This is a genomic window from Aquabacterium sp., from assembly GCF_049274795.1.
Lineage (GTDB): Bacteria > Pseudomonadota > Gammaproteobacteria > Burkholderiales > Burkholderiaceae_C > Aquabacterium.
Genome location: NZ_JBASTH010000084.1, coordinates 40,504 through 62,745, shown reverse-complemented (window position 1 = coordinate 62,745; position 22,242 = coordinate 40,504). Strand labels below are relative to the sequence as shown.

The window sequence follows — 22,242 nt, the reverse complement described above, 5'->3', positions numbered from 1 at the left end:
AGGAAAGAGGCCACGAGATGCCAGCCTTTGATGCCCGTCGCCGCGAACTGCGCGACTCCCTCGCCGCCGTCCAGTCGCAACTGAGCGCCAGCGAGTCCATGCGCCTGGCCGGCGTGCTGGAGGACTACCTGACCGCGCGCGATGTGGCGCTCACGATGATGTGGACCTACATCGCCGACGACGGCACGGAGATGCTGGCCGACGAGTACGCCGGCAAGTTCCGCGACATGTCGCGCACGGCCACCGACAAGCTCGATGCCATGCTGGACGGGCTGTCCACGCCCAGCGAGCTGGCCGTGCGCTGGAGCGAGCAGCTCAGCTTCTCGGAGTTCATCTTCTGGGGCCACCTGGGTGGTCTGAAGCTGGCCGAGGCGCGCGACGCCATGGTGCGTGATGGCGGCAAGGTGCGCGAGCTGATCACCGTGCTCGATCGCAAGTGGCAGAACCTGAGCGAAGAAGACCTGAAGGTAGAGGAGGCCGAGCAGCGCGCCGCCCAGGATCTGAAGGACCTGCTGGAGCGTGCCCTGGCCGAGGCCATGCCCTACTGGGTGCAGGCGGGCGCCGGCGTCGTGGTGCTGCGCGATGCCTGGAAGAGCGTGTTCTCGTCCATCACCGACCATGTCAAGGAGACGCTGGTGGGCGCAGGTGTGCCGCGCAATGTGGTCGATGCCTTGCTCACCATCGCCTCGTGGGCCAACAGCGCGGCCAACATGGCCCAGATGGCCGCCAAGCTGGGCATGGAGGTGGGTGAGCTGATGGACTGGATCAACCGCATCCGCTCCATCAACGTGGGCGGGCTGGTGCAGTACCGCGTGGGCACCTTGCTGGACAAGGAAACCAAGCAGGTGGTCGACTACCTCGACATGGCTTGCAAGGGCCTCAAGCCCTTGATCGAAGGCGCCTACAACACGCACATGACGGCCTTCAAGGCCCAGCTGGACAACGAGGGCGTGATCATCGTGTCCTACGGTGGCATTCGTCAGCAGGTGGACCAGTTCCTGCGTGATTGCAATCTGGACAGCCTGCGCGCCACGCATGCCGCCGCGGTGTCGGCCATGGATGGCATCGAGTCCTCATTGGGCACCGATGGCATGAAGCGCGACTGGTCGGATCTGCGGCGCATGCTCAAGGACGCCTTCGATGCGCGCCGCACCACGGCCGAGAAGGCCTTCGACGATTTCTACCGCGCCAACGATGGCCGCTTCCTGGGCGGCCTGAGCACCGACACCGAGCGCACCTTGCTGGAGCCCGACAAGTGGCTCGTCACCACCAACGGCATCGTGGCTGTGGGGCTGGACACGAAACTGCGTGAGTGGCGCGAGCGCGTGACCGTGATCAACGGCGGCCCCAAGGACGCGTTCGACCAGGTCCAGAACGCCTTCCTGGGCCTGCCGCTGGACATCCGCGACCAGGTGCAGAACGGCCTCAACGGTTACCTCAACAAGCAGATCCGCGAGATCAACACCGAGGCTGACGAAGCCATCAAGGTGCTGGACAACTGTGCGCTGATGGTCAACGCCCGCAAGATCAGCGATGACATGGACCGCAGCCGGCTGTCGCAGGCGCTGAGAGCCACCATTCGCTGAGCGGCCCGCGGGCAAAGGGAGGACAATCCCTGCCCATGATCGATCTGCTGCTGTTGTTCGTGCCGTTCTTTGCGCTGGTGCTGATGGGCTGGGGCGCGGCCCGGACCGGCGTGCTGCCCCTGGTGGGCATCGGGGCGATGAACAGCTTCGTGCTGTATTTCGGGCTGTCGGCCATGGTGTTCCGCCTGGCGGCCAGCGGTGCCTTGCATCAGACCGGCCTGCTGGGCCTGCTGCTGGCCTATGGCGTGGCCGGCAGCGTGATCACGGCCCTGGCGCTGACCTGGGCCGCGCGGCAGGGGCTGTCGCGCCGTGATGGCGGCCTGGCCGCGCTGACGACCGCTTTTCCGAACACCGGCTTCCTGGGCCTGCCTTTGTTGACGGGCCTGCTCGGGCCCCAGGCCGTGGGGCCTGTGGCGGCCACGGTGCTGGTGGACGTGCTGCTGCTCAGCTCGCTGTGCCTGGCGTGGGCCCATTCAGACCGCTACCAAGCCAGCGAAGAGCGGCGTGCCATCCAGACCTCGCTCAAGGGCGCGCTGCGCAATCCGCTGCTGTGGTCGATGGGGCTGGGCATGGCGGCGGCCGAGCTGCACCTGAGCCTGCCGCACCCCGTGGACGAAGTGCTGCGCCTGCTGGCCCAGTCCGCCACGCCGGTGGCGCTGTTCACGCTGGGGGCCATGCTGGCCCGCTCACAGCTGGCGCGTATGACGGCGGCGCATCGGGATGTGGACAGCGAGAGCGATGTTGGCGAGTCCGCTGACAAAGCAACGGCCGTGGCTGGCACCAGCACGGCCAAGGCCCGTGCGGCAGCGCCAGCCGTGTGGCTGCCCACGCTGCTCAAGCTGGGCCTGCATCCGGCCCTGGTGTGGGGTGCAGGGCAGCTGCTGGGCACGGTGTTGGGCCTGGCCGTGCCCACGGCCGGCCTGCTGGTGCTGACGATGGCGGCGGCCTTGCCTTCGGCGAGCAATGTGTCCATGCTGGCCGAACGGGAGGGCGCCGACACGGGGCTGGTGGCCCGCATCATCCTGTGGACCACGGCGGCGTCGCTGCTGACGCTGGCGCTGTGGGCCCACCTGCTGAACGTGCGGCCCGCGGGCTGAGCCTTGTGCCCGGCCTTATACCGAGATCGACACGGTGATGTTGGCCTGGTAGCCATTGGTCACATCGCCCGTGATGCTGACCATCTGCAGATCCACGCCATCGCTGAACACATTGTCCGAGGCGAAGCTGATCGAGGCCAGATTGCTCACGCTGGCGCTGTAGCCGCTGGCGTTGTTGTAGACCGTCTGGCAGGTGGCGGTGGGGAAGGCCAGTTGCGAGGTCTTGAGCTTGTTGGAGAAGCTGGTGGCCGTGTTGGCGTCGCGGTAGACCTCGAAGTGGATGTGCGGCATGCGGCCCGAGTAGCAACCCGGGAAGATGGTCACAAAGGTGGCCTGGCCGTTGCTGTCGGTCTCCTGCACGCCGCGCAGGTAGTTCTCGCCGGTGACGCCGCTGGAGTACATCGAGTACTTGCCATCGCGCGTGCAGTGCCACAGGTAGATGGCGTAGCCGTCGAGCGAGGCGCAGCTGTTGTTTGTGTTGGTCAGCGTGATGGTGAGCGTGAGCGGCACGCCCGCTGCCGTGCCTGAGGCACTGCCCACGCTGGTGCGGATGTCACTGCGCACGATGCCGCTCAAGGCCAGCGCGTTGGCCACGCTGCCGTTGGCGGTGTTGGAGCCGTCGCCGGGATAGGGGCCGGCGGTTTCTTCGGGCACCACGGTGCAACTGCCCGAGGTGGTCGTCGTCGTGGTGCTGCCACCTGAGGTTGACGAGGTGTCGTTGTACAGGTTCGTGCCACTGCTGCCCCCGCCCCCGCAGCCCATCAGCGGCAGGGCGCCGACGGCGCTCAGCGCACTCAGCCAGCGCAGCATCTGGCGGCGATCGCCGCCCCGCGCCATGGCGTTCAGGTCATGGAGCAGCTGAGGCTGGGCGTGGTCGTGATCGTCGTGCTGATCGTTGGGTCGGTGGGCGGTCAAGGGGCGTCCTTCGGGTGGGCTGTGACATCGCGTCACTGAACCGCACCTTAAGGACGCCGTGTTGCCGGACTGTTTCCGGCGTGTAGGGCCTTGTTAAGCGGACACCTCGTCCTTGCGCACCGTGCGTTTGAGCACGCCCTTGAGCGCCACGCCCGTGTGCGTGCCGGCCTTGACCAGCGTTTCCGGCGTGCCGGCCGCCGCAACGCGTCCGCCACCGGTGCCGCCCTCCGGGCCCATGTCGATCACCCAGTCGGCCTCGGCGATCACGTCCAGATCGTGCTCGATGACGACCACGCTGTGGCCGCCCTCGACCAGGCGGTGCAGCACGTGGATCAGCTTCTCGACGTCGGCCAGGTGCAGGCCCACGGTGGGTTCGTCCAGCACATACAGCGTGTGCGGTGCCTTCTGGCCACGGCGGCCGATGTCGTCACGCACCTTGCTGAGTTCGGTCACCAGCTTGATGCGCTGCGCTTCACCGCCCGACAGGGTGGGCGAGGGCTGACCCAGCGTCAGGTAGCCCAGGCCCACGTCCTGCAGCAGCTTGAGCGGGTGTGCGATCGACGGCATCGTGCCGAAGAACTCGACGGCCTCGTCCACTTCCATCTTGAGCACGTCGCCGATGTGCTTGCCGCGCCAGGTGGCGCTGAGCGTCTCGGCGTTGAAGCGCATGCCATCGCAGGTGTCGCAGTGCACCTTCACATCGGGCAGGAACGCCATCTCGATGGTGCGCACGCCCTGGCCTTCGCACTCGGGGCAGCGGCCTTCGCCGGTGTTGAAGCTGAAGCGGCCCGGGCCCCAGCCACGCGCACGGGCTTCGAGCGTGTCGGCGAAGAGCTTGCGGATGGTGTCCCAGAAGCCGATGTAGGTGGCCGGGCACGAACGCGGTGTCTTGCCGATCGGGGTCTGGTCGACCTCCAGCACGCGGTCGACCGCGCCCCAGCCTTCGACGCCATCGCAGCCCACCCACAGCGGGGTGGTCTTGGCGCGGTCTTTGGGCGGGATCGCGACGGCGGTCTGCACGTTGGCCAGCAGCACGTCGCGCGCGAGTGTCGACTTGCCCGAGCCGGACACGCCGGTCACGGCCACCAGTCGGTGCAGCGGCACCTGCACGGTCACCTTGTCGAGGTTGTGCAGGCGCGCGCCGTTCACCGTCAGGCGCGGTGTGTCGGCCGCGAGCTGGCGCCGCTCGACCAGCGGGTGCGCGATGGGCTGGCGCAGGCAGCGGCCGGTGACGGAGTTCTCGCTGGCCATGATGTCCTGCACCGTGCCTTGCGCGACGACGGTGCCGCCGCGCTGCCCGGCGCCCGGGCCGATGTCGATGATGTGCTCGGCGCGGCGGATGGTGTCCTCGTCGTGCTCGACCACCACCAGCGTGTTGCCTTCCTTGCCCAGCGTGTGCAGGGCTTCGAGCAGCAATTGGTTGTCACGTGGGTGCAGGCCGATGGTGGGCTCGTCGAGCACGTAGCACACGCCCTGCAGGTTCGAGCCCAGTTGTGCCGACAGGCGGATGCGCTGGGCCTCGCCCCCCGAGAGCGTGGGCGCGGCGCGGTCCAGGCTGAGGTAGCCCAGGCCCACCTGCTCCATGAAGCTCAGGCGGGATTTGATCTCGCTGACGATGTCACGCGCGATGGTGGCCTCGCGGCCATCCAGCTTGAGTTGTTCACCCCAACGACGGGCGTCCTTCACGGCCAGCGCCGACAGCTCGGCGATGTTCTGGCCACGGCCCGGGCCTACGAGGCGCACGGCCAGGGCGGTGGGGTTCAGGCGGGCGCCGTGGCAGGTGCTGCAGGCGGTGTCCTCCAGATCTTCGACATCGGGCTCGGCGAAGGTCTGCTCGCGGCCCTTGTCATCGTCCTGCTGCGAGTCGTCCAGCGTCTTGCGCTGATCACGCGTGAGCGCCAGCCCCGTGCCCACGCAGTCGGGACACCAGCCGTGCTTGCTGTTGTAGCTGAACAGGCGCGGGTCCAGCTCCGGGAAGCTGGTGCCGCAGCTGGGGCATGAGCGCTCGGTGGAGAACACCTTCACACGTCCGATGTGCAGCGTGGAGTGGCCGTTCTCCAGCGCATGCGCCAGGCCGTCCAGCGGCGTGAGGATGTGCACCACGCTCTTGCCGTGCTCCAACGCGGTGGTCAGCAGCTCGCGCAGGCGGGCTTCGTTCTCGGGCGCCACCAGCACATCGCCCACGGGCAACTCGATGGTGTGCTCGCGGTAGCGGTCCAGCTTGGCGCCGCCGGCTTGGCCCCAGCCCGCCACGGCCAGGAACTCGCCGTCCACGCGCAGGTGCGTGAAGCCGCGCTGGCCGGCCCACTTGGCCAGCTCGGTGTAGATGCCCTTGCGATTGACCACCAGCGGCGCCATCAGGCCGATGTGCTGCCCGCGGAAATCACGCATCCATTGCGCCACGATGGCCTCGGGTGTCTGCGGCAGCACGGGGATGTGGTGGCCTTCGCCATCGACACAGTGCGGGCAGTGCTGCACGCCCAGCTTCACATACAGCAGGCGCAGGAAGTGGTGCACCTCGGTGGTGGTGCCCACCGTGCTCTTGCGCCCGCCGCGCGACAGGCGCTGCTCGATGGCCACCGTGGGCGGGATGCCGTAGACGGCATCGACCTCTGGGCGGCCGGCGGGCTGCACCAGGCTGCGCGCGTAGGCGTTGAGCGATTCAAGGTAGCGGCGCTGGCCCTCGTTGAAGAGGATGTCGAACGCCAGCGTCGATTTGCCCGAGCCCGACACGCCCGTGACCACGTTGAACTTGCCGCGCGGGATGTGCACGCTCAGGCCCTTGAGGTTGTTCTCGTGGGCGTTCACGACCTCGATGGCATCGTGGCCCGGAGCCTGGTTGGCCAGTTCGCGGCGGCGCTCGCGGCGGGCCTTGATCAGGGCTTGCAGGGATGAGCTTTCGTCCTGTGCGTCGGTGGATGCCGTGTTTTTCAAGGCATAGGTGGCCGTGCGCTCCGCGGCCTTCAAAGAGGCTCCGCCCGCCTCGTGCAGGCCCAGCGCATCTTCGTACTCGCGCAATGCCACGCCGGTGGCCGTACCGCCCAGTCGCACCTGCTCGGGCGCACCGAAGGCCACCAGCTGGCCGCCTTCGTCACCGCCTTCGGGACCCAACTCGATCAGCCAGTCGCAGGATCGGATCACATCCAGGTTGTGCTCGATCAGCACGATGGAGTGGCCGGCATCCAGCAGCCGCGCGAAGGCGCGCATCAGCTTGGCGATGTCGTCGAAGTGCAGGCCGGTGGTCGGTTCGTCGAACATGAAGAGCGTGCCCTTGCGCGCCACCTTCTGCCCGGTCTTGCTGGCCTGCTGGGCGGTTTCGACCAGGTGGCCGGCCAGCTTGAGGCGCTGTGCCTCGCCGCCCGACAGCGTCGGCACGGGCTGGCCCAGCTTCACGTAGTCCAGACCCACGTCGGCCAGCGGCTGCAGGGCGCGCACCACGTCCACATCGTGGCCGAACAGGCGCACGGCCTCGGCCACGGTCAGCTCCAGCACATCGGAAATGCTGAGCTTGCGGTTCAGGCGCTCGATGGTGACCTCGCGCACCTCGGCACGGAAGCGTGTGCCGTCGCAATCGGGGCAACGCAGGTACACGTCGGACAGGAACTGCATCTCCACGTGCTCGAAGCCCGAGCCGCCGCAGGTGGGGCAGCGCCCGTTGCCTGCGTTGAAGCTGAAGGTGCCGGCGGTGTACTTGCGCTCGCGCGCCAGCGGTGTCACGGCGAACAGCGTGCGCACCGCGTCGAAGGCGCCCACGTAGCTCGCGGGGTTCGAGCGTGCCGTCTTGCCGATGGGGGATTGGTCGACGAAGTTGACGGCACTGAGCCAGTCGGCGCCCAGCAGCTCGTCGTGCTCGCCGGGGCTGTCGGTGGCCTGGCCGAAGTGGCGCAGCAGGGCAGGGTGCAGGATGTCCTGCACCAGCGTGGATTTGCCCGAGCCGCTCACGCCGGTGATGCCCACCAGGCGTTGCAGCGGGATCTCGATGTCCAGGTTCTTGAGGTTGTGCTGGCGGGCGCCCTGCAGCAGCAGCTTGGGCGTGCCCGCTTCCACCTTGCGGCGCGTGCCCATGCCGATGGTGCGGCGTGCGCCCAGGTAAGCGCCGGTCAGCGTCTCGGCCTGCTTGAGTTCATCGGGCGTGCCGTCGAACACGATGCGCCCGCCCTGGTGGCCGGGGCCGGGGCCCAGATCGATCACGCGGTCGGCGGCCAGCATCACAGCGGGGTCGTGCTCGACCACCACCAGCGTATTGCCCGCATCGACCAGGCGTTGCATGGCCACGTTGATGCGGTCCATGTCGCGCGGGTGCAGGCCGATGCTGGGCTCGTCCAGCACGAACAGGGTGTTCACCAGCGAGGTGCCCAGGGCCGTGGTCAGGTTGATGCGCTGCACCTCGCCGCCGGACAGGGTGCGGCTCTGGCGGTCTAGCGTGAGGTAACCCAGGCCGACATCGACCAGGTATTTCAGGCGCGTCCGGATCTCGTCGAGCAGCAGCTGCAGGGCCTCGTCATGCACCTGGCTGGGCAGGGTCACGAAGGAGAAGAAGCGCTGCAGCTGCTTGAGCGGCAGCAGCATCACATCGTGCAGGTTCAGGCCGGGCAGGGCTTCGAGCACCTCGCGTGGCATGGCGGCGCCCTTGGGCGACATGCGGCGCGCGGGCGCGAGCACGGCATCGGCATCCTCGCGGCTGCCCAGGCGCCACAGCAGCGATTCGATCTGCAGGCGCGCGCCATCGCATACCGGGCAGGTCGTGTAGCTGCGGTACTTGGACAGCAGCACCCGGATGTGCATCTTGTAGGCCTTGCTTTCCAGGTACTCGAAGAAGCGCTTGATGCCGTACCACTGCTTGTTCCAGTTGCCTTTCCAGGCCGGGTCGCCATCGATCACCCAGGCCTTGTGCTCGGGGCTGAGCTGCGACCAGGCGGTGTCGCGCGGTATGCCCGCATCGCCCGCGTACTTGAGCAGGTCGGCCTGGCTCTCGGACCAGGCGGGCGTCTGCATGGGCTTGATCGCACCGGAGCGCAGTGTCTTGCGGCCATCGGGGATGACCAGGCCGTAGTCGACGCCGATCACGCGGCCGAAGCCACGGCAGTGCGGGCAGGCGCCGGCCGCCGAGTTGAACGAGAACAGCCCGGGCGTGGGCGCGGTGTAGCGGCGATGCGTGTCAGGGCAGTGCAGGCCGCTGGAGAAGCGCCACAGTTCGGGTTGCGGTTCGCTGCCATCAGGCAGTGCATCGCTGGATTCCGGCAGCGCGTAGACGGTGATGTGGCCGCTGCCGCGCTTGAAGGCCACCTCCAGCGCTTCCATCACGCGGGGGCGGTCCAGATCAGAGCCCGTGGGATCGGCGCCGATGCGGAAGCGGTCGGCCACCACGTCGAGCACCAGGCGTTCGTTCGACGCGAGATCGTCGGCGCCCTTGGCCTTCTTCGCGGCCTTCTTGGCGGCGGGTTTGGGCTTGGCCTTGCCCTCGTCGGCAGACGCCTTAGAAGACGCGGCAGGGGCCGCCACCACCCTCTGCGCCTGGATCCGCGAGAAGCCGCTGGCCGACAGCCATTCCTGCATCTGCTCGGGCGAGGTGTTGGCTGGCAGTTCGGCGCCGAAGGTGATCACCACGCGGCGGCCGCCAGGCGTTTGCGCACCACGGCGCACCAACTCGTCGAACACCGACTGCGGCGTGTCCTCGCGCACCTCCTGGCCTGTGTCCTGGTCGAACAGCCGTGCCCCGCGGGCGAACAGCAGCTTCAGGTGGTCGTTCAGCTCCGTCATCGTGCCCACGGTGGAGCGCGAGGTGCGTACCGGGTTGGTCTGGTCGATGGCGATGGCCGGTGGCACACCTTCCACGCGGTCCACGGCCGGGCGGTCCATGCGGTCCAGGAACTGGCGCGCGTAGGCGCTGAAGGTCTCCACGTAGCGGCGCTGGCCCTCGGCGTACAGCGTGTCGAACACCAGCGACGACTTGCCCGAGCCGCTGGGCCCGGTCACCACGGTGAGTTCACCCGTGCGGATGTCGAGGTCGAGGTTCTTGAGGTTGTGCTGGCGGGCACCGCGGATGCGGATGTCGGACATGAATCACCTTGCGCCGGCGTGCGGCGGATGCTGCTCACCTGGAGGGATGTCCAGGCTGGAGCGCAAATATTCTAGGGAGGGATTGGCCTATGCACATGGGGCCGGCGCGGACAACCACAAGACGCCGCGGCCCATGGCGCATGCGCGCCATCAATGTCGGCAGATGTGCTGGAGATGGGTGCAAATTGCCCGCTTTTGCACGTCGATTAAGCGTAATGCGTTTTATCCGTGGCGGCGATTTTTCATGATCCGTGATGAATTCACGTTTCACCTCCCCCCTGTTTGAGCGGGTTTCCCGGGCATCCCCCCTTTCAGATGGTTGTGAAGCAAATCACGTCTGCCTACAGTTTGTGACACCCGTTTTCAACCCATAGGGAGATTGATCCATGAAACATGCCATCCGCGCCGTTGTTGCTGCAACCGCGCTGGCCGCTGCCGCCGTTTCGGCACAGGCTGCTACCACCACCCTTAATTTCACCCTGCCGTTCCTGGAGCAGACCCTGGAGTACGGCAACACCGTCGGTGGCGACCTGACCGTGTCCGCCAACGGCGGCAAGCTCGTCAGCTTCGCCGGCGAATTGGGTGTGGCCAAGCGCTGGCTGGATGCCGACTACCGGATCAACAGCGGTGAGTCGATCACCTTCAGCTTCGAGAAGTCGGTGAAGCTCCTGTCGTGGGATCTGGACGACTTCTTCCTGTCTACCAACAAGTTCTCCCTGTCTGTGGATGGCGCATCCCCCCTGACGCTGTCGACGTTCAGCCATGGCAGCAGCCCGATCCTGAGCGGCAAAACCTTCACCTTCGGCTACAAGGGTGACGCCTACTTCATCGACAGCCTGAAGTTCGGCTCGGTCACGCCGGTGCCCGAGGCTTCGTCGGTCGCCATGACCCTGGCCGGCCTGGGCGTGGTGGGCTTCATCGCCGCCCGTCGCCGCCGCGCCTGATCATTGCTTCTGCAGCGCCTGGCCCTGGCGGCCGGGCGTCGTCCCCAAGCAAAACGGCATCCCCTTCGCGAGAAGAGGATGCCGTTGTCGCATCCGGGGGGCTGGAAAAGCGCTCAGCGCACCAGCAGCACGGGCACCTTGCTGTTGGCCAGCACCTTGGTGGCCACCGAGCCGGTGACCAGGTTCATCAGGCTGCTCTGGCCGTGCGAGCCCATGATGATCAGGTCGAACTTTTCCTTGTCGGCCACCTTGGCGATGATCTCGCCAGCGTTCCCCGTCTTGCCCACATACTGCGTGGCCAGGTCGTGGCGCGCGGTGAACTTGCGGATGGGCTTGAACACGGCTTCGGCCGTTTCATCGTAGTAGGCCTTGAGCTCGGACGCCTGGAACAGACGCGCGGCGTGCGGCGGGATGGCCGGCGTCACCGTCAGCACCGTGTAGTGGTGCGAGCCGGCCAGGAAGTCATCATTGGCCGAAAGCCAGGCCAGCATCTTGCGGGTGTAGGGACTGCCGTCCACGGCGAGCAGGATCTTCATGGGTGTCGAACTCCTAGGTCAGGTCTTCATTCTGCAGTCTATCCGCATTCACCTTGGATTCAGTGTTGCCGGATTGACGCAGATCAGACATCGACCGTGAGCAGGCCGTCGTAGCCGGTCGATTCGCCCTTGTAGCCGTGGCCCCTGGCGTTGCTGATCACGCGCGTTATACCGTGATCATGCGCCACGGTGTAGTCGTGCCTGCAGTGGAGGTGGCCGTGCACCCACAGGTCGGCCAGCGGCAGCAGCGCATCGTCGGCGTTGCAGAAACTGGCGGTGCCGGGCTGGCGGCCATAGCGCGGGTCGGCGCTGCGCAGGCTGGGCCCGAAGTGGGTGATGGCCACGGTGGCGTCCCAGTGGGCATCGGACGTGGGGCGCAGGGCCAGGGTGTCAGCCAGCCAGGCACGGCAGGCCAGGGCCTCTTCGCGCACGGCCTCGGGGTCGAAGGGCTGGCCATGGCGCGTGGCCCGCATCACCTTCACGAAGTAGCCTGCGGCCCGTTGTGACTTGGCGCGCTGGGCTTCGCCGAACAGGTCGAAATCGCTCCAGCGCACGGTGCCCACGAAGCGGATGCGCCGGCCATCACGCCCTTGGATCACGCAGCTCTCGCGCTCCAGCATGTGCAAGCCTAGCTCGGTGCAACGTTGGCGCAGGGTGGCCAGGGCCTCGTGGATGTCGCGCTGGTCGAACTCGTGGTTGCCGGGCACATAGAGCACGGGCACGGGCCAGTCCTTGAACAGCGACAGGCCGGCCCAGGTGCTGTCTATGTCGCCGGCCAGCACCAGCAGTTCGGCACCGGGGGCAGGTTCGGGCGTGAAGGCTTCTGTCTCCAGGTGCAGGTCGGACAGGATCTGGAGTTTCAAAAGCGCTCAGCCCTCAGTTCAGCCCGGCCTCAGTTGGCGCCGTGGCAGTTCTTGTACTTCTTGCCGCTGCCGCAGGAGCAGGGATCATTGCGGCCCAGCTTGGGCTCGGTGCGCACCACCGTCTGCACCTTGTGGCGCTCGGCGATGCCGATCTCGGCCAGATCGACCACGTCGAACACCAGGGCCTCGATGGCCGCGTCCAGGTTCTTGAGCGGGTGCTCCTGGTCCAGCGCCTTGGTCATCTGTTGCTGCACCTCGTCCTGCTCGGGCAGGTGGCGCCACAGCGAGTCGAGCAGGTCGGGCACGCCCGACAGGCCGGCTTCTTCCAGCTGCGGGAAGTTGGCCAGCGCCCATTCGAAGCCGGCCACCCAGTAGCCCAGGCCTTCGAAGGCGTCCTTGCCTTCCAGGGGCTTGCCGTCGTCGTCTTCGATCATGGGCACCAGCGGGTCGAACCAGCCTTCTTCGAGCACGCCGCGCAGCAACTCGTCGTAGCGGCGCTGGATCAGTGTCAGCAGGCGGTTGTGGCGCGCTTCCGTCCATTCGCCCTTGCCGGGCTCGGGCAGGCCTTCGGTGCCGAAGATGGGGCCCAGCCACTCTTCCTGCGTGATCTGCACGGGCTGCACCAGCACGCCGCACAGGTAGCCGTCCAGGATGACGGCGTCCAGCGTTTCGTGCGGTTCGGGCACGAGGGCCAGCAGCTCGTCAAGCTCGTGGATCTCTTTGTCGGTCAGGGTGGCGGCAGCGCTCATGGTGGTGCATGCGCCTGGCCGGCGCATCGGTGTGGTGTGCAAAGCGTGATTGTGCCTGTGCTGGCGGCTTCCGCATGCACCGGCGCAGTGACAGCCCTGACCCGCGCTGGGGCGGCATGGTTGATGCGTTCAGCGCACAGCGTGGCCACGATGCTTTGGAAAGGACGCACCATGCTGGACACCACCTCGACCAAGTTCTCCCACATTCGCGAGCAGGACACGCAGTTTTCGGGCGGCGGTTTGCGGGATTTCTTCCTGTACCGCGACCTGGGCGTGCGTGACGCCACCAACGGCAAGGTGGTCGCCCACCTGGTCAAGGCCAACCCGGATCTGCCGCCCGAAACGGGCACCGGCTGGCACCGCCACGTGGCCGATTTCCAGATCGTCATCATGACCAAGGGCTGGGCCCGCTTCATGTACGAGGATCAGGAAACGCTGGTCAATGCCGGCGACTGCGTGCACCAGCGCCCGGGCGTGCGGCACTACCTGTTCGATTACTCGCCGGACATGGAGTACCTGGAGATCGTCGGGCCGGCCGATTTCGGCACGGTGGATGTCGAGCCGGTGTGCGCGGTGCCTGATCCGACGCCCTGGAAGTGAAGGGGCTCAGAACTCGACGTCGAGCTCGTCGATGTCGATGGGCTCCTGCTTGGCCGCCGTGATCCACTCCTGCATCTCGGGCTGGCCGATCATCAGATCGCAATAGGCCTGGCAGGCTGGATCGACCTTGACGTCGTAGGTGGCGAAGCGCGTGCACACGGGCGCGTACATCGCATCGGCGATGGTGCGGTGCTCGCCGAACAGGTAGGGGCCGCCGTAGGTTTCCAGGCATTCACGCCAGATGGTGGTGATGCGCTGGACATCCGCCTGCGCGCGCGACCACACCTTGAATTTCGGGAAGTGGGCGCGCAGGTTCATCGGCAGGGCCGAGCGCAGCGCGGTGAAGCCCGAGTGCATCTCGCCGCTGATGGCGCGGCAATGGGCGCGGGCCCGGGCGTCCTTGGGCAGCAGGCCGGCATTGGGCATGACCTCGTTGAGGTATTCGGCGATGGCGAGCGTGTCCCAGACCAGCACGCCGTCATGCTCCAGACTGGGCACGCGGATCGAGGACGACAGCAGCAGGATCTCGGCGCGGGTGGAGGGATCGTCCGGCGGCAGCACGTGTTCGGTGAACGGCAACCCGGAGAAGCGCGCCAGCAGCCAGCCGCGCAGCGACCACGATGAGTAGTTCTTGCTGGTGATCGTCAGCACCGCCGAGGTGACATCAGCCTTGGCGGCTTTGCCGGCAGCCGGGGCCGCGGTGGCCTTGGGCGCCTTCTTGGCGGCAGCAGTCTTGGTGGAGGAAGTCTTGCGCGGGGCGAGGGTGGTGGTGGCCATGGGCTGCCTGGTTCGTGGGGGTTCAAAAAGCCGCAGGACAGCCAAGCACGCCCGTCGCCGTGCGACGAACGTCGCTCCTCCGATCCCGCCAGGAGGGCGCTAGCAGGGGCCGTGCCAAGCGTGCGCAAGAAGTTCCGCAGGGCGGCATATGGATGCCATGGCTCGCAACTTGCAGGTTCCTGGTTCAACACCGCTTCTGGGGACACGATGCTCTATGCCGCCTTTGACAGCCATCAGCGCCTGATGGCCCCTTTCCATGCGATGGCGCAGAACATCACCGACTGGGCCACCCACGTGCTGCCGCCGGGCGAGCCTACGGCCACCTGGCGCGATCTGGCCGCCGGCGGCATGCTCACGCGCAGCCTGCACGCGGCCAGCGAGGTGTTCTGGCGCTGGCGCGTCACGCATGCGCGCCCCTCTTTCGGCATCGAATCGGTGCAGAGCAACGGCCTGACCTGCGGCATCACCGAAGAGCCGGTGATGGTCACACCCTTCGGCACGCTGCTGCATTTCCGCAAGGACCGCGATCTGGAGCAGCCCCCCGTGCTGCTGGTGGCGCCCATGTCGGGCCACTTCGCCACGCTGCTGCGCGACACCGTGCGCACGCTGCTGCAGGACCACGATGTCTTCATCACCGACTGGCACAACGCGCGCGACGTGCCGCTCAAGCACGGCGTGTTCGGGCTGGACGACTACACCCACCACCTGATCCGTTTCCTGGACAAGATGGGCCCGGGCGCCCACCTGATGGCCATCTGTCAGCCCTGCGTGGCCTCGCTGGCCGCCACGGCCCTGATGGCGCAGGACAACCACCCCGCCCAGCCGCGCAGCCTGACACTGATGGCCGGCCCGATCGATTGCCGTGTGAACCCGACCTCGGTGAACGAGCTGGCCGTGAGCAAGCCCATGAGCTGGTTCGAGAGCAACATGATCCACACCGTGCCGTGGACGCAGCGCGGCGCCGGCCGCAAGGTGTACCCGGGTTTCGTGCAGCTCACGGCCTTCATGAGCATGAACATCGACCGCCACCTGGCGGCCTTCCAGGCCATGCGCGATCACATTGCCAATGGCGAGGGCGACAAGGCCGCGCACGCCAAGGCCTTCTATGAAGAGTATTTCGCGGTGGCCGACCTGCCGGCCGAGTTCTACCTGGAAACGGTGGGCAAGGTCTTCCAGACCTACGACCTGCCGCGTGGCGCCTTGAGCTGGCAGGACCAGATCGTGGAGCCGCGCGCCATCCGCAAGACCGCGCTGTTCACGGTCGAAGGCGAGCGTGACGACATCTGCTCAGTGGGGCAGACGGTGGCGGCGCAGGACCTGTGCGCCAGCGTGCGCCCCTACCTGCGCAACCACCATGTGCAGACCGGCGTGGGGCACTACGGCGTTTTCAGCGGCCGCCGCTGGCAGAACGAGATCTACCCGCGTGTGCGGGAGGTGATCCACCAAGTGGCGGCTTGAGGCCGGCCGATGTCTGCCCGGCCCTTGCGGATCATTTCCAGTTGAAGGATCCGCTCACACGCGTTTCTATCGACGGGGTGTCATAGTCGGACAGCGTGGTGTTGCTCAGCGCCAGGGTTTTGGCGGTGTAGTTCAGTGTTGCGCCAGTGCATTGCTTGACCCCGACTGCGCTGGCGACCGTTGCGTCGCTGATGCAGACAAAGTCACCTGCTGCGTCATCCAGGAACACCATGTACAGCGTCGGATCGACCGTGCTGACGATGACGCCCGCCACGAAATCGCCGAACTCGAATTCGATGTATTCGCCCAGGCCGATGTCGGTCGACTCGGTTGCGGACGCCCACTTGTTTGCTTGTAACTCTTGGCCGCGCCGTCAATATCACCACCGCCACCACAGGCGGCGAGCATCGAAGCAAGGCACGCTGACGCAATGCCGCGCACTGCACGAGCAAACTGCATGATCTCTCCCTGGAGATGTTTATTGAAAACGTCCGGGGGTCTAATGTTTTGTTAACTGTTCCGCGTGCATCAGTTGGTTTAAACCATCAAGGTGCGGGGGCTCATGCCTGCTTCAACTGTTGCTGCAGGCTCGTCAGCGCCGCCGGATCTTCGATGGTGGTCAGATCGCCCGCATCACGGCCTTCGCACACCGCCTGGATGGCGCGGCGCAGCAGCTTGCCCGAGCGCGTCTTGGGCAGGGCGCCCACGAACACCACACGCGCGGGCCGGCCCACGGCGCCCAGGTGCTGATCGACGGTGCGCAGCACATCGGCCTCCAGTGCCTTGGCGGCGTCTGCCGTGGCCGCGGCATCGGCGTTCTTGAGCACTGCGAACGCCATCGGCACCTGGCCCTTGACCTCATCGTGCACACCCACCACGGCCACCTCGGCCACGGCGGCATGGCTGCTGATGGCCTCTTCGATCTCACGCGTGCCCAGGCGGTGGCCAGCCACGTTGATCACGTCATCCGTGCGGCCCAGGATGAAGTGGTAGCCGTCCTCGTCGCGGATGCCCCAGTCGAAGGTGTTGTAGTACTGAGGTTGCGGACCGAAGCTGCGCCAGTAGGTCTTGATGAAGCGCTGGTCGTCGCCCCAGATGGTCTGCAGGCAGCCGGGCGGCAGCGGGTAGCGGATGGCGACCACGCCCTTCTGGTTGGGGGCAGTCAGTTCCTCGCCGGTGGCTTCGCTCAGCAGGCGCACGTCGTAGCCGGGCATCGCCATACCGGGTGAGCCGAACTTGGCGACCAGATCCGGCTGCACGCCGCGCGGCACGCTCAGGATGGGCCAGCCAGTCTCGGTCTGCCAGTAGTTGTCGACCACGGGCTTGCCGATCGCATCGGTGATCCAGCGGGCGGTGGGCTCGTCCAGCGGCTCGCCGGCCAGGAAGAGCTGCTTCAGGCTGGAGACATCGTGTCGTGTCAGGCAGCCCGGATCCTGCTTCTTGAGCACGCGGATGGCCGTGGGGGCGGAGAACATCACGCTGACCTTGTACTTCTCGACCAGCGACCACCAGATGGCCGCATCCGGCCGGATCGGCAGGCCTTCGTAGACGATGGTGGCCATGCCGGTGATGAGCGGGCCGTACACGATGTAGCTGTGCCCCACCACCCAGCCGATGTCGCTGGCGCAGAAGAAGGTCTCGCCGGGGCGGCCCTGGTAAAGCTGCTCCATCGAGGCGGCCAGGGCCACGGCGTAGCCGCCGGTGTCGCGCTGCACGCCCTTGGGCTTGCCGGTGGTGCCGCTGGTGTAGAGGATGTAGCTGGGGTGCGTGGCATCGACCCAGGCGCAGGGGATGTCGGGCCGGCCCAGGTGCTGCTCGCGCAGCTTGGCGAAATCGACATCGCGCGGAGGCAGGCGGTCAGCCGGGGCCAGGCCGCGATCGACCAGCAGCACATGGTCCACCTGGTGCGATGACAGGCGCAGCGCCTCGTCCAGCAGCGGCTTGTAGGCGATGACCTTGCCGCCGCGCGAGCCCGCATCGGCCGTGACGATGACCTTGGGTTTCGCGTCGTCGATGCGACTGGCCAGCGAGCTGCTGGCGAAGCCGCCGAACACCACGGAGTGGATGGCGCCCAGGCGCACCGTGGCCAGCATGGCGATCACGGCCTGCGGCACCATGGGCATGTAGAGCAGCACGCGGTCGTCCTGGCGCACCCCCAGGCTCTGCAGCATCGAGGCCATGGCCTGCACCTCGCGGTGCAACTGCGCGTAGGTGAACACCTGCTCGGTGTCGGTTTCGGTGGAGACGTGGATCAGCGCGGGCTGGTCGGCACGGTGGGGCAGGTGGCGGTCCACCGCGTTGTGGCACAGGTTGGTCTGGCCGCCGACGAACCAGCGCGCGAAGGGCGGCTCGCTGGTGTCGCAGATCTGTTCAGGGCGGCGGCGCCAGTCGATGCGGGCCGATTGTTCGCGCCAGTAGGCGTCGCGTTCGTCGAGTGAGCGTTGATGCAGGGCGGCGTAATCCATGCCCCATGCTAGCCAGTGCCACCCCCGCGAACAAGGGGTGCTTGCCCGCTTCCGGCCTGTGTCAGATGAAGACAGCGGCGCGCCGCAGGATCAGCAGTCCGAAAAATCCAAGGCCCAGCACAACGCCCCAGCGCAGCACGTTCATGGCCCGGGCGCGCCACACGGGCTGGCGGGTCACGGTGAAGGCGGCCATGCACAGCACGAAGGCCAGGGCCATCAGCAGCACCATCCAGCGGAACAACACCATGATGCTTTACCAGGCCGGGGCCAGCTCGGCCATGCCCTTGGGCGCCTGAGCCTTGTCTTCGAAGGTGGCGATCTCCCAGGTGGAGGCATCGGCCATCAGGGCGCGCAGCAGCTTGTTGTTGAGCGCATGGCCCGACTTATAGGCGCTGTAGGCCGCCAGCAGCGGGTGGCCCACCACGTAGAGGTCGCCGATGGCGTCCAGGATCTTGTGCTTGACGAACTCGTCGTCGTAGCGCAGGCCGTCGCCATTGAGCACGCGGTAGTCATCGACCACGATGGCGTTGTCCATGCTGCCGCCCAGGCCCAGGCCGCGCGAACGCATCATTTCCACATCCTTGGTGAAGCCGAAGGTGCGGGCGCGCGAGATGTCGCGCTTGTACTGGCCGGTGGAGAAGTCGAACTCCACGCGCTGGCCGGTCTGGTCGACCGCGGGGTGGTGGAAATCGATCTCGAAGGCCAGCTTGTAGCCGTGGAAGGGCTCCAGCCGGGCCCACTTGAGGTTGGGGCCTTCGCCCTCGCGCACCTCGACGGGCTTGAGCACGCGCAGGAAGCGCTTGGGCGCCTTCTGCAGCTCGATGCCGGCGCTTTGCAGCAGGTAGACAAACGCGGCCGCGGAGCCATCGAGGATGGGCACTTCCTCGGCCGTGATGTCGATGTAGAGGTTGTCCAGGCCCAGGCCGGCGCAGGCCGACATCAGGTGCTCGACGGTGTGCACCTTGGGCGCACCGGGATCGCCGCCGGGCGACAGGGTGGAGGCCAGCCGCGTGTCGCACACCGCCTCGGCCTTGACGGGGATGTCCACCGGCTGGGGCAGGTCCACGCGACGGAACACGATGCCCGTGTCCGGCGGGGCTGGGCGCAGGGTCAGCTCGACGCGCTGGCCGCTGTGCAGGCCCACGCCCACGGCGCGGGTCAGCGATTTGATGGTGCGTTGTTGCAGCATGGGTGCAATTATCCGCCGTTCGGGCGCGACCTGCAGCAGGGCGTGCCTAGTGGGGTGATAGGGCTGGGCTATTGAGGGGCATCACAGCATGTGGGTGCGGTCGCCCTGACCGAAGCCCAGGGCATCGAACCAGTCGCCCTTGACGAAGCCGATCACCTTGAACAACTCGCCCATCTCGTGCTCGGCCAGCAGCATCTGCACGGCGGCGCGCTCGCGGGCCTCCTGCTGGGTCTGCACTTCCGGGGGCAGGCGGCGCAGCAGGCCGCAGTTGGTCAGGAAGCGCCCCTGGCTGGTGTAGCCCAGCACCTCCCAGCCGCCCTCCTGGCCGGCCAGGGCGATGCCGGTGAAGTTCACGTGGGTGGTGATGTCCTTGTCGCCCACGGCTGCCAGCGGATCCGGATCGCTGCGGTGGCCCTGGTGGCACATCAGGGTGCCGCCGGTGCGCTGGGGGTGGTAGTACTCGCGCTCGGGGAAGCCGTAGTCCAGGAAGAAGGCGGCGCCCCGGCTCATGCGTTCGGCCAGGGTGGCCACGAAGGCCTCGGCCTGGCCGTGGGTCTCGGTGACGGTGTCGGGCACGAACTCGCTGTCGGGGCGTTCGGTGGGCGGGCGCACGCCGTCCGGGGCGGGGCGGTCGGCCCAGGTGAACACGGGATCGGCATCGGCCGGCTGCTGGTCGGACGCTGAGGCCAGCGTCACGCCACGCTCTTTCCAGCTGGCGCCATCCCAGGTCATCAGGTGCACGGGCATGGCGTCCAGCACCTCGTTGCCCACGATCACGCCCTGCAGGTCATCGGGCAGGTTGTCGGCCCACACCACCTTGCGCACCTGCTCCGGGTGCGAAGCTGCCAGGCGCGCGTGCTGGCGCTCGCGCAGGGTGCCTGACAGGTCGACGATGGTGTAGCGCTGGATGCGATCACCCAGTTCGCCCAGCAACTGCTCGGCCAGGGCTCCGGTGCCGGCGCCGAACTCCCACACCTGGTCGGTGCCGGTGGCGTCCAGCGCCTGCTCGATCTGCCGGGCCAGCGCCTGGCCGAACAGCGGCGTGAGTTCCGGCGCGGTGACGAAATCGCTGCCGTCCGCAGGGTCTTGGCCGATCACGCGGTGGCCGCCGCTGTAATAGCCCAGCCCCGGGGCGTAGAGGGCCAGTTCCATGTAGCGCTCAAAGCGCATCCAGCCGCCGCGCTGACGGATCTCGTCGGCGATCAGGCGGGCCAGCGGATGACGGGGTAAAGGGGCGGCCACTACACTGTGGCTCGAAGCATCGGGGCGGTCCATGCCGTATTGTAGGAACGCACCCATCACCCGTGCGCTGCCATGCCAGACATCGAGAACACCAAATCCCTCGGCCCCGGCGACATCGCCGAGCCGGATGACACCGACACCGCCGCGCGCGGCCAGCCGCTGCAGCCCGCCTTGCCGGCGGCCACGGGGCATGCCCGCACGGCCCTCGTCACGGGCGCCGGCCGCCGCCTTGGGCGCGAGATCGCGCTGATGCTGGCCGTGCAGGGCTGGGACGTGGCCGTGCACTGCCGCGCCTCGCGCGAGGAGGCCGAGGCCACCGCCGACGATATCCGCGCCATGGGCCGCCATGCCTGCGTGATCCAGGCGGATCTGGCCGATGAAGCCGCCTGCCATGCCGTGGTGCCGCAGGTGGTGCAGGCTCTGGGCCGGCTCGATGCCGTGGTCAACAACGCCTCAGCCTTCGAATACGACACGGCGGCCACCTTCACTTACGCGATGCTGGAGCACCATCTGCGCGCCAACACCGCGCCGGCCATCGTGCTGGCGCAGGCACTGGCCGCCCACGTGGCCGCGCGCGAAGGGCTGGCGGCGCCCACCGGCACCGGTCAGGCCGGCCCTGGTGCGGCATTGCCCGACGATGTCGACGCGGCGGTGGTCAATTTGCTTGACCAGAAGCTGTGGAACCCCAACCCGGATTTTCTGAGCTATACGCTGTCCAAGGCCGCGCTGGAATCGGCCACCAGCCTGTTGGCGCTGGCGTTGGCGCCCCGCGTGCGCGTGGTGGGCGTGGCGCCCGGCCTGACGCTGACCAGCGACTGGCTGCAGGGCGATCGCTTCGATCAGTTGCACAAGGCCTCGCCGCTGGGGCGCTCGTCCACGCCGGGGGATGTGGCTACGACGGTGGCTTTCGCGCTGGCCAACCGCTCGATCACGGGCACCACCTTGATGGTCGATGGCGGCCAGCATCTGCATCGTTTCCCCCGCGATTTTTCCATGATGTGATGCCTGTTGGCATCACCGGAGCCCGACCATGTCCCTCACCAAAGGCGATCAGACCCTCACCCTCACCGGGCTGCGCTTCAATGCCAGCCTGGGCGTGCTGGCCCAGGAAATCAACGCCCCCCAGCCCATCCAGGTCGATGCCGAACTGAACATGGGCAGCCAGCCCTTGCTGCCGCATGACGACGAGATCATGAACGTGCTGGACTACCGCAAGGTGCGCGCGATCATCATCGAGGAGTGCACGGCGGTGCACGTGAACTTGCTGGAAACGCTGATCGGGAAGGTCAGCAAGCGGCTGATGGATCTGCCGGGGGTGCAGGGGGTTCGGGTGAAGATCGCCAAGCTAGAGATCTTCGAGGACTGCGAAGTGGCTATTCGCATGGAGGCTGGGCAGTGGTGATTGGGGCTCTTTTTGGGGCTGCCGCCGCTTGAGTGGGCCGCTTGGTGTGGGTGGCCGGCGCCGCTCATGTCCTCCGCCCAGGCTTTGCCTGGGCTCCCCCTTTACTTCGCTCCGCCGGCCACCCTAGGCAAGCGGCTTAGCCGCGCTCTGGCAGTGCCTTCGCTTTGCGAAGGCCAGGGAATTGGCTGCGGCGTTGGCCGCAGCCAATTCCCCTCTTGCCACAACACCGCGCGGTGCGAGGAACAGGAAGCAGGGGTGCACGGCGTAGCGAAGTAAAGGGGGAGGCCAGGCGTAGCCTGGACGGAGGACATGAGCGCAGTCGTGTACCCCTGCTTCCTGGTCCGTTTTCACCGCGCAAT

18 protein-coding genes are annotated in these 22,242 nt (G+C 67.2%); 7 read left to right on the top strand and 11 right to left on the bottom strand.

What is annotated here, in order from left to right:
• The first annotated feature begins 17 nt into the window (after positions 1-17).
• Entirely contained in the window at positions 18-1,586 is a 1,569-nt protein-coding gene (locus tag WAQ08_RS13620; RefSeq protein ID WP_422192127.1) for a hypothetical protein, read from the top strand.
• 35 nt (positions 1,587-1,621) lie between these two features.
• On the top strand, positions 1,622-2,683 hold the full coding sequence (locus tag WAQ08_RS13615; RefSeq protein WP_422192125.1) for an AEC family transporter: 1,062 nt from the start codon (positions 1,622-1,624) through the stop codon (positions 2,681-2,683).
• A gap of 15 nt (positions 2,684-2,698) precedes the next feature.
• Here the strand turns inward: WAQ08_RS13615 and WAQ08_RS13610 are convergent, their stop codons facing one another.
• Both WAQ08_RS13610 and WAQ08_RS13605 read right to left on the bottom strand, forming a co-directional pair.
• On the bottom strand, positions 2,699-3,520 hold the full coding sequence (locus WAQ08_RS13610) for an intradiol ring-cleavage dioxygenase (protein ID WP_422192164.1): 822 nt from the start codon (positions 3,518-3,520) through the stop codon (positions 2,699-2,701).
• Between the two features lie 171 nt (positions 3,521-3,691).
• Entirely contained in the window at positions 3,692-9,658 is a 5,967-nt protein-coding gene (locus WAQ08_RS13605) for an excinuclease ABC subunit UvrA (RefSeq protein ID WP_422192124.1), read from the bottom strand.
• A gap of 386 nt (positions 9,659-10,044) precedes the next feature.
• Between WAQ08_RS13605 and WAQ08_RS13600 the strand changes: the two genes are divergently transcribed.
• The gene (locus WAQ08_RS13600) at positions 10,045-10,602 is read left to right on the top strand and encodes a PEP-CTERM sorting domain-containing protein (protein ID WP_422192122.1); all 558 of its coding nucleotides are present in this window, start codon (positions 10,045-10,047) and stop codon (positions 10,600-10,602) included.
• Positions 10,603-10,715: 113 nt separating this feature from the next.
• Here the strand turns inward: WAQ08_RS13600 and WAQ08_RS13595 are convergent, their stop codons facing one another.
• The 3 genes from WAQ08_RS13595 to WAQ08_RS13585 all read right to left on the bottom strand — a co-directional run bounded on the left by WAQ08_RS13595 (position 10,716) and on the right by WAQ08_RS13585 (position 12,750).
• Entirely contained in the window at positions 10,716-11,138 is a 423-nt protein-coding gene (locus tag WAQ08_RS13595; RefSeq protein ID WP_422192120.1) for a universal stress protein, read from the bottom strand.
• 83 nt (positions 11,139-11,221) lie between these two features.
• On the bottom strand, positions 11,222-12,001 hold the full coding sequence (locus tag WAQ08_RS13590) for a metallophosphoesterase (protein ID WP_422192118.1): 780 nt from the start codon (positions 11,999-12,001) through the stop codon (positions 11,222-11,224).
• A 29-nt stretch (positions 12,002-12,030) separates the two neighbouring features.
• Positions 12,031-12,750, bottom strand: coding sequence for a UPF0149 family protein (locus WAQ08_RS13585; RefSeq protein WP_422192117.1), 720 nt, complete (start codon positions 12,748-12,750; stop codon positions 12,031-12,033).
• 171 nt (positions 12,751-12,921) lie between these two features.
• Between WAQ08_RS13585 and WAQ08_RS13580 the strand changes: the two genes are divergently transcribed.
• Positions 12,922-13,350, top strand: coding sequence for a cupin domain-containing protein (locus WAQ08_RS13580; RefSeq protein WP_422192116.1), 429 nt, complete (start codon positions 12,922-12,924; stop codon positions 13,348-13,350).
• Positions 13,351-13,356: 6 nt separating this feature from the next.
• Here the strand turns inward: WAQ08_RS13580 and WAQ08_RS13575 are convergent, their stop codons facing one another.
• Entirely contained in the window at positions 13,357-14,127 is a 771-nt protein-coding gene (locus WAQ08_RS13575; protein ID WP_422192115.1) for a glutathione S-transferase family protein, read from the bottom strand.
• 207 nt (positions 14,128-14,334) lie between these two features.
• On the opposite strand from WAQ08_RS13575, the gene WAQ08_RS13570 reads away from it, so the two are divergent.
• A complete protein-coding gene (locus WAQ08_RS13570) occupies positions 14,335-15,585 on the top strand; it encodes a polyhydroxyalkanoate depolymerase (protein WP_422192113.1) in 1,251 nt (416 codons plus the stop codon).
• A 31-nt stretch (positions 15,586-15,616) separates the two neighbouring features.
• Here the strand turns inward: WAQ08_RS13570 and WAQ08_RS13565 are convergent, their stop codons facing one another.
• The 5 genes from WAQ08_RS13565 to WAQ08_RS13545 form a co-directional block, all read right to left on the bottom strand.
• A complete protein-coding gene (locus WAQ08_RS13565; RefSeq protein ID WP_422192112.1) occupies positions 15,617-15,859 on the bottom strand; it encodes a hypothetical protein in 243 nt (80 codons plus the stop codon).
• A 286-nt stretch (positions 15,860-16,145) separates the two neighbouring features.
• Positions 16,146-18,050, bottom strand: a complete 1,905-nt coding sequence (locus WAQ08_RS13560; protein WP_422192111.1) for a propionate--CoA ligase — start codon at positions 18,048-18,050, stop codon at positions 16,146-16,148.
• A 61-nt stretch (positions 18,051-18,111) separates the two neighbouring features.
• Positions 18,112-18,297: a hypothetical protein gene (locus WAQ08_RS13555; protein WP_422192110.1), complete on the bottom strand. Its 186-nt coding sequence runs from the start codon at positions 18,295-18,297 to the stop codon at positions 18,112-18,114.
• A 6-nt stretch (positions 18,298-18,303) separates the two neighbouring features.
• Positions 18,304-19,239 (bottom strand): UDP-3-O-acyl-N-acetylglucosamine deacetylase, encoded by a 936-nt coding sequence (gene lpxC, locus WAQ08_RS13550; RefSeq protein WP_422192109.1) that lies wholly within the window; start codon positions 19,237-19,239, stop codon positions 18,304-18,306.
• An 81-nt stretch (positions 19,240-19,320) separates the two neighbouring features.
• Entirely contained in the window at positions 19,321-20,514 is a 1,194-nt protein-coding gene (locus tag WAQ08_RS13545; protein ID WP_422192163.1) for a class I SAM-dependent methyltransferase, read from the bottom strand.
• A gap of 39 nt (positions 20,515-20,553) precedes the next feature.
• Between WAQ08_RS13545 and WAQ08_RS13540 the strand changes: the two genes are divergently transcribed.
• Both WAQ08_RS13540 and WAQ08_RS13535 read left to right on the top strand, forming a co-directional pair.
• A complete protein-coding gene (locus tag WAQ08_RS13540; RefSeq protein ID WP_422192108.1) occupies positions 20,554-21,483 on the top strand; it encodes an SDR family oxidoreductase in 930 nt (309 codons plus the stop codon).
• A 28-nt stretch (positions 21,484-21,511) separates the two neighbouring features.
• Positions 21,512-21,883: a dihydroneopterin aldolase gene (locus WAQ08_RS13535; protein WP_422192107.1), complete on the top strand. Its 372-nt coding sequence runs from the start codon at positions 21,512-21,514 to the stop codon at positions 21,881-21,883.
• Positions 21,884-22,242 lie beyond the last annotated feature (359 nt).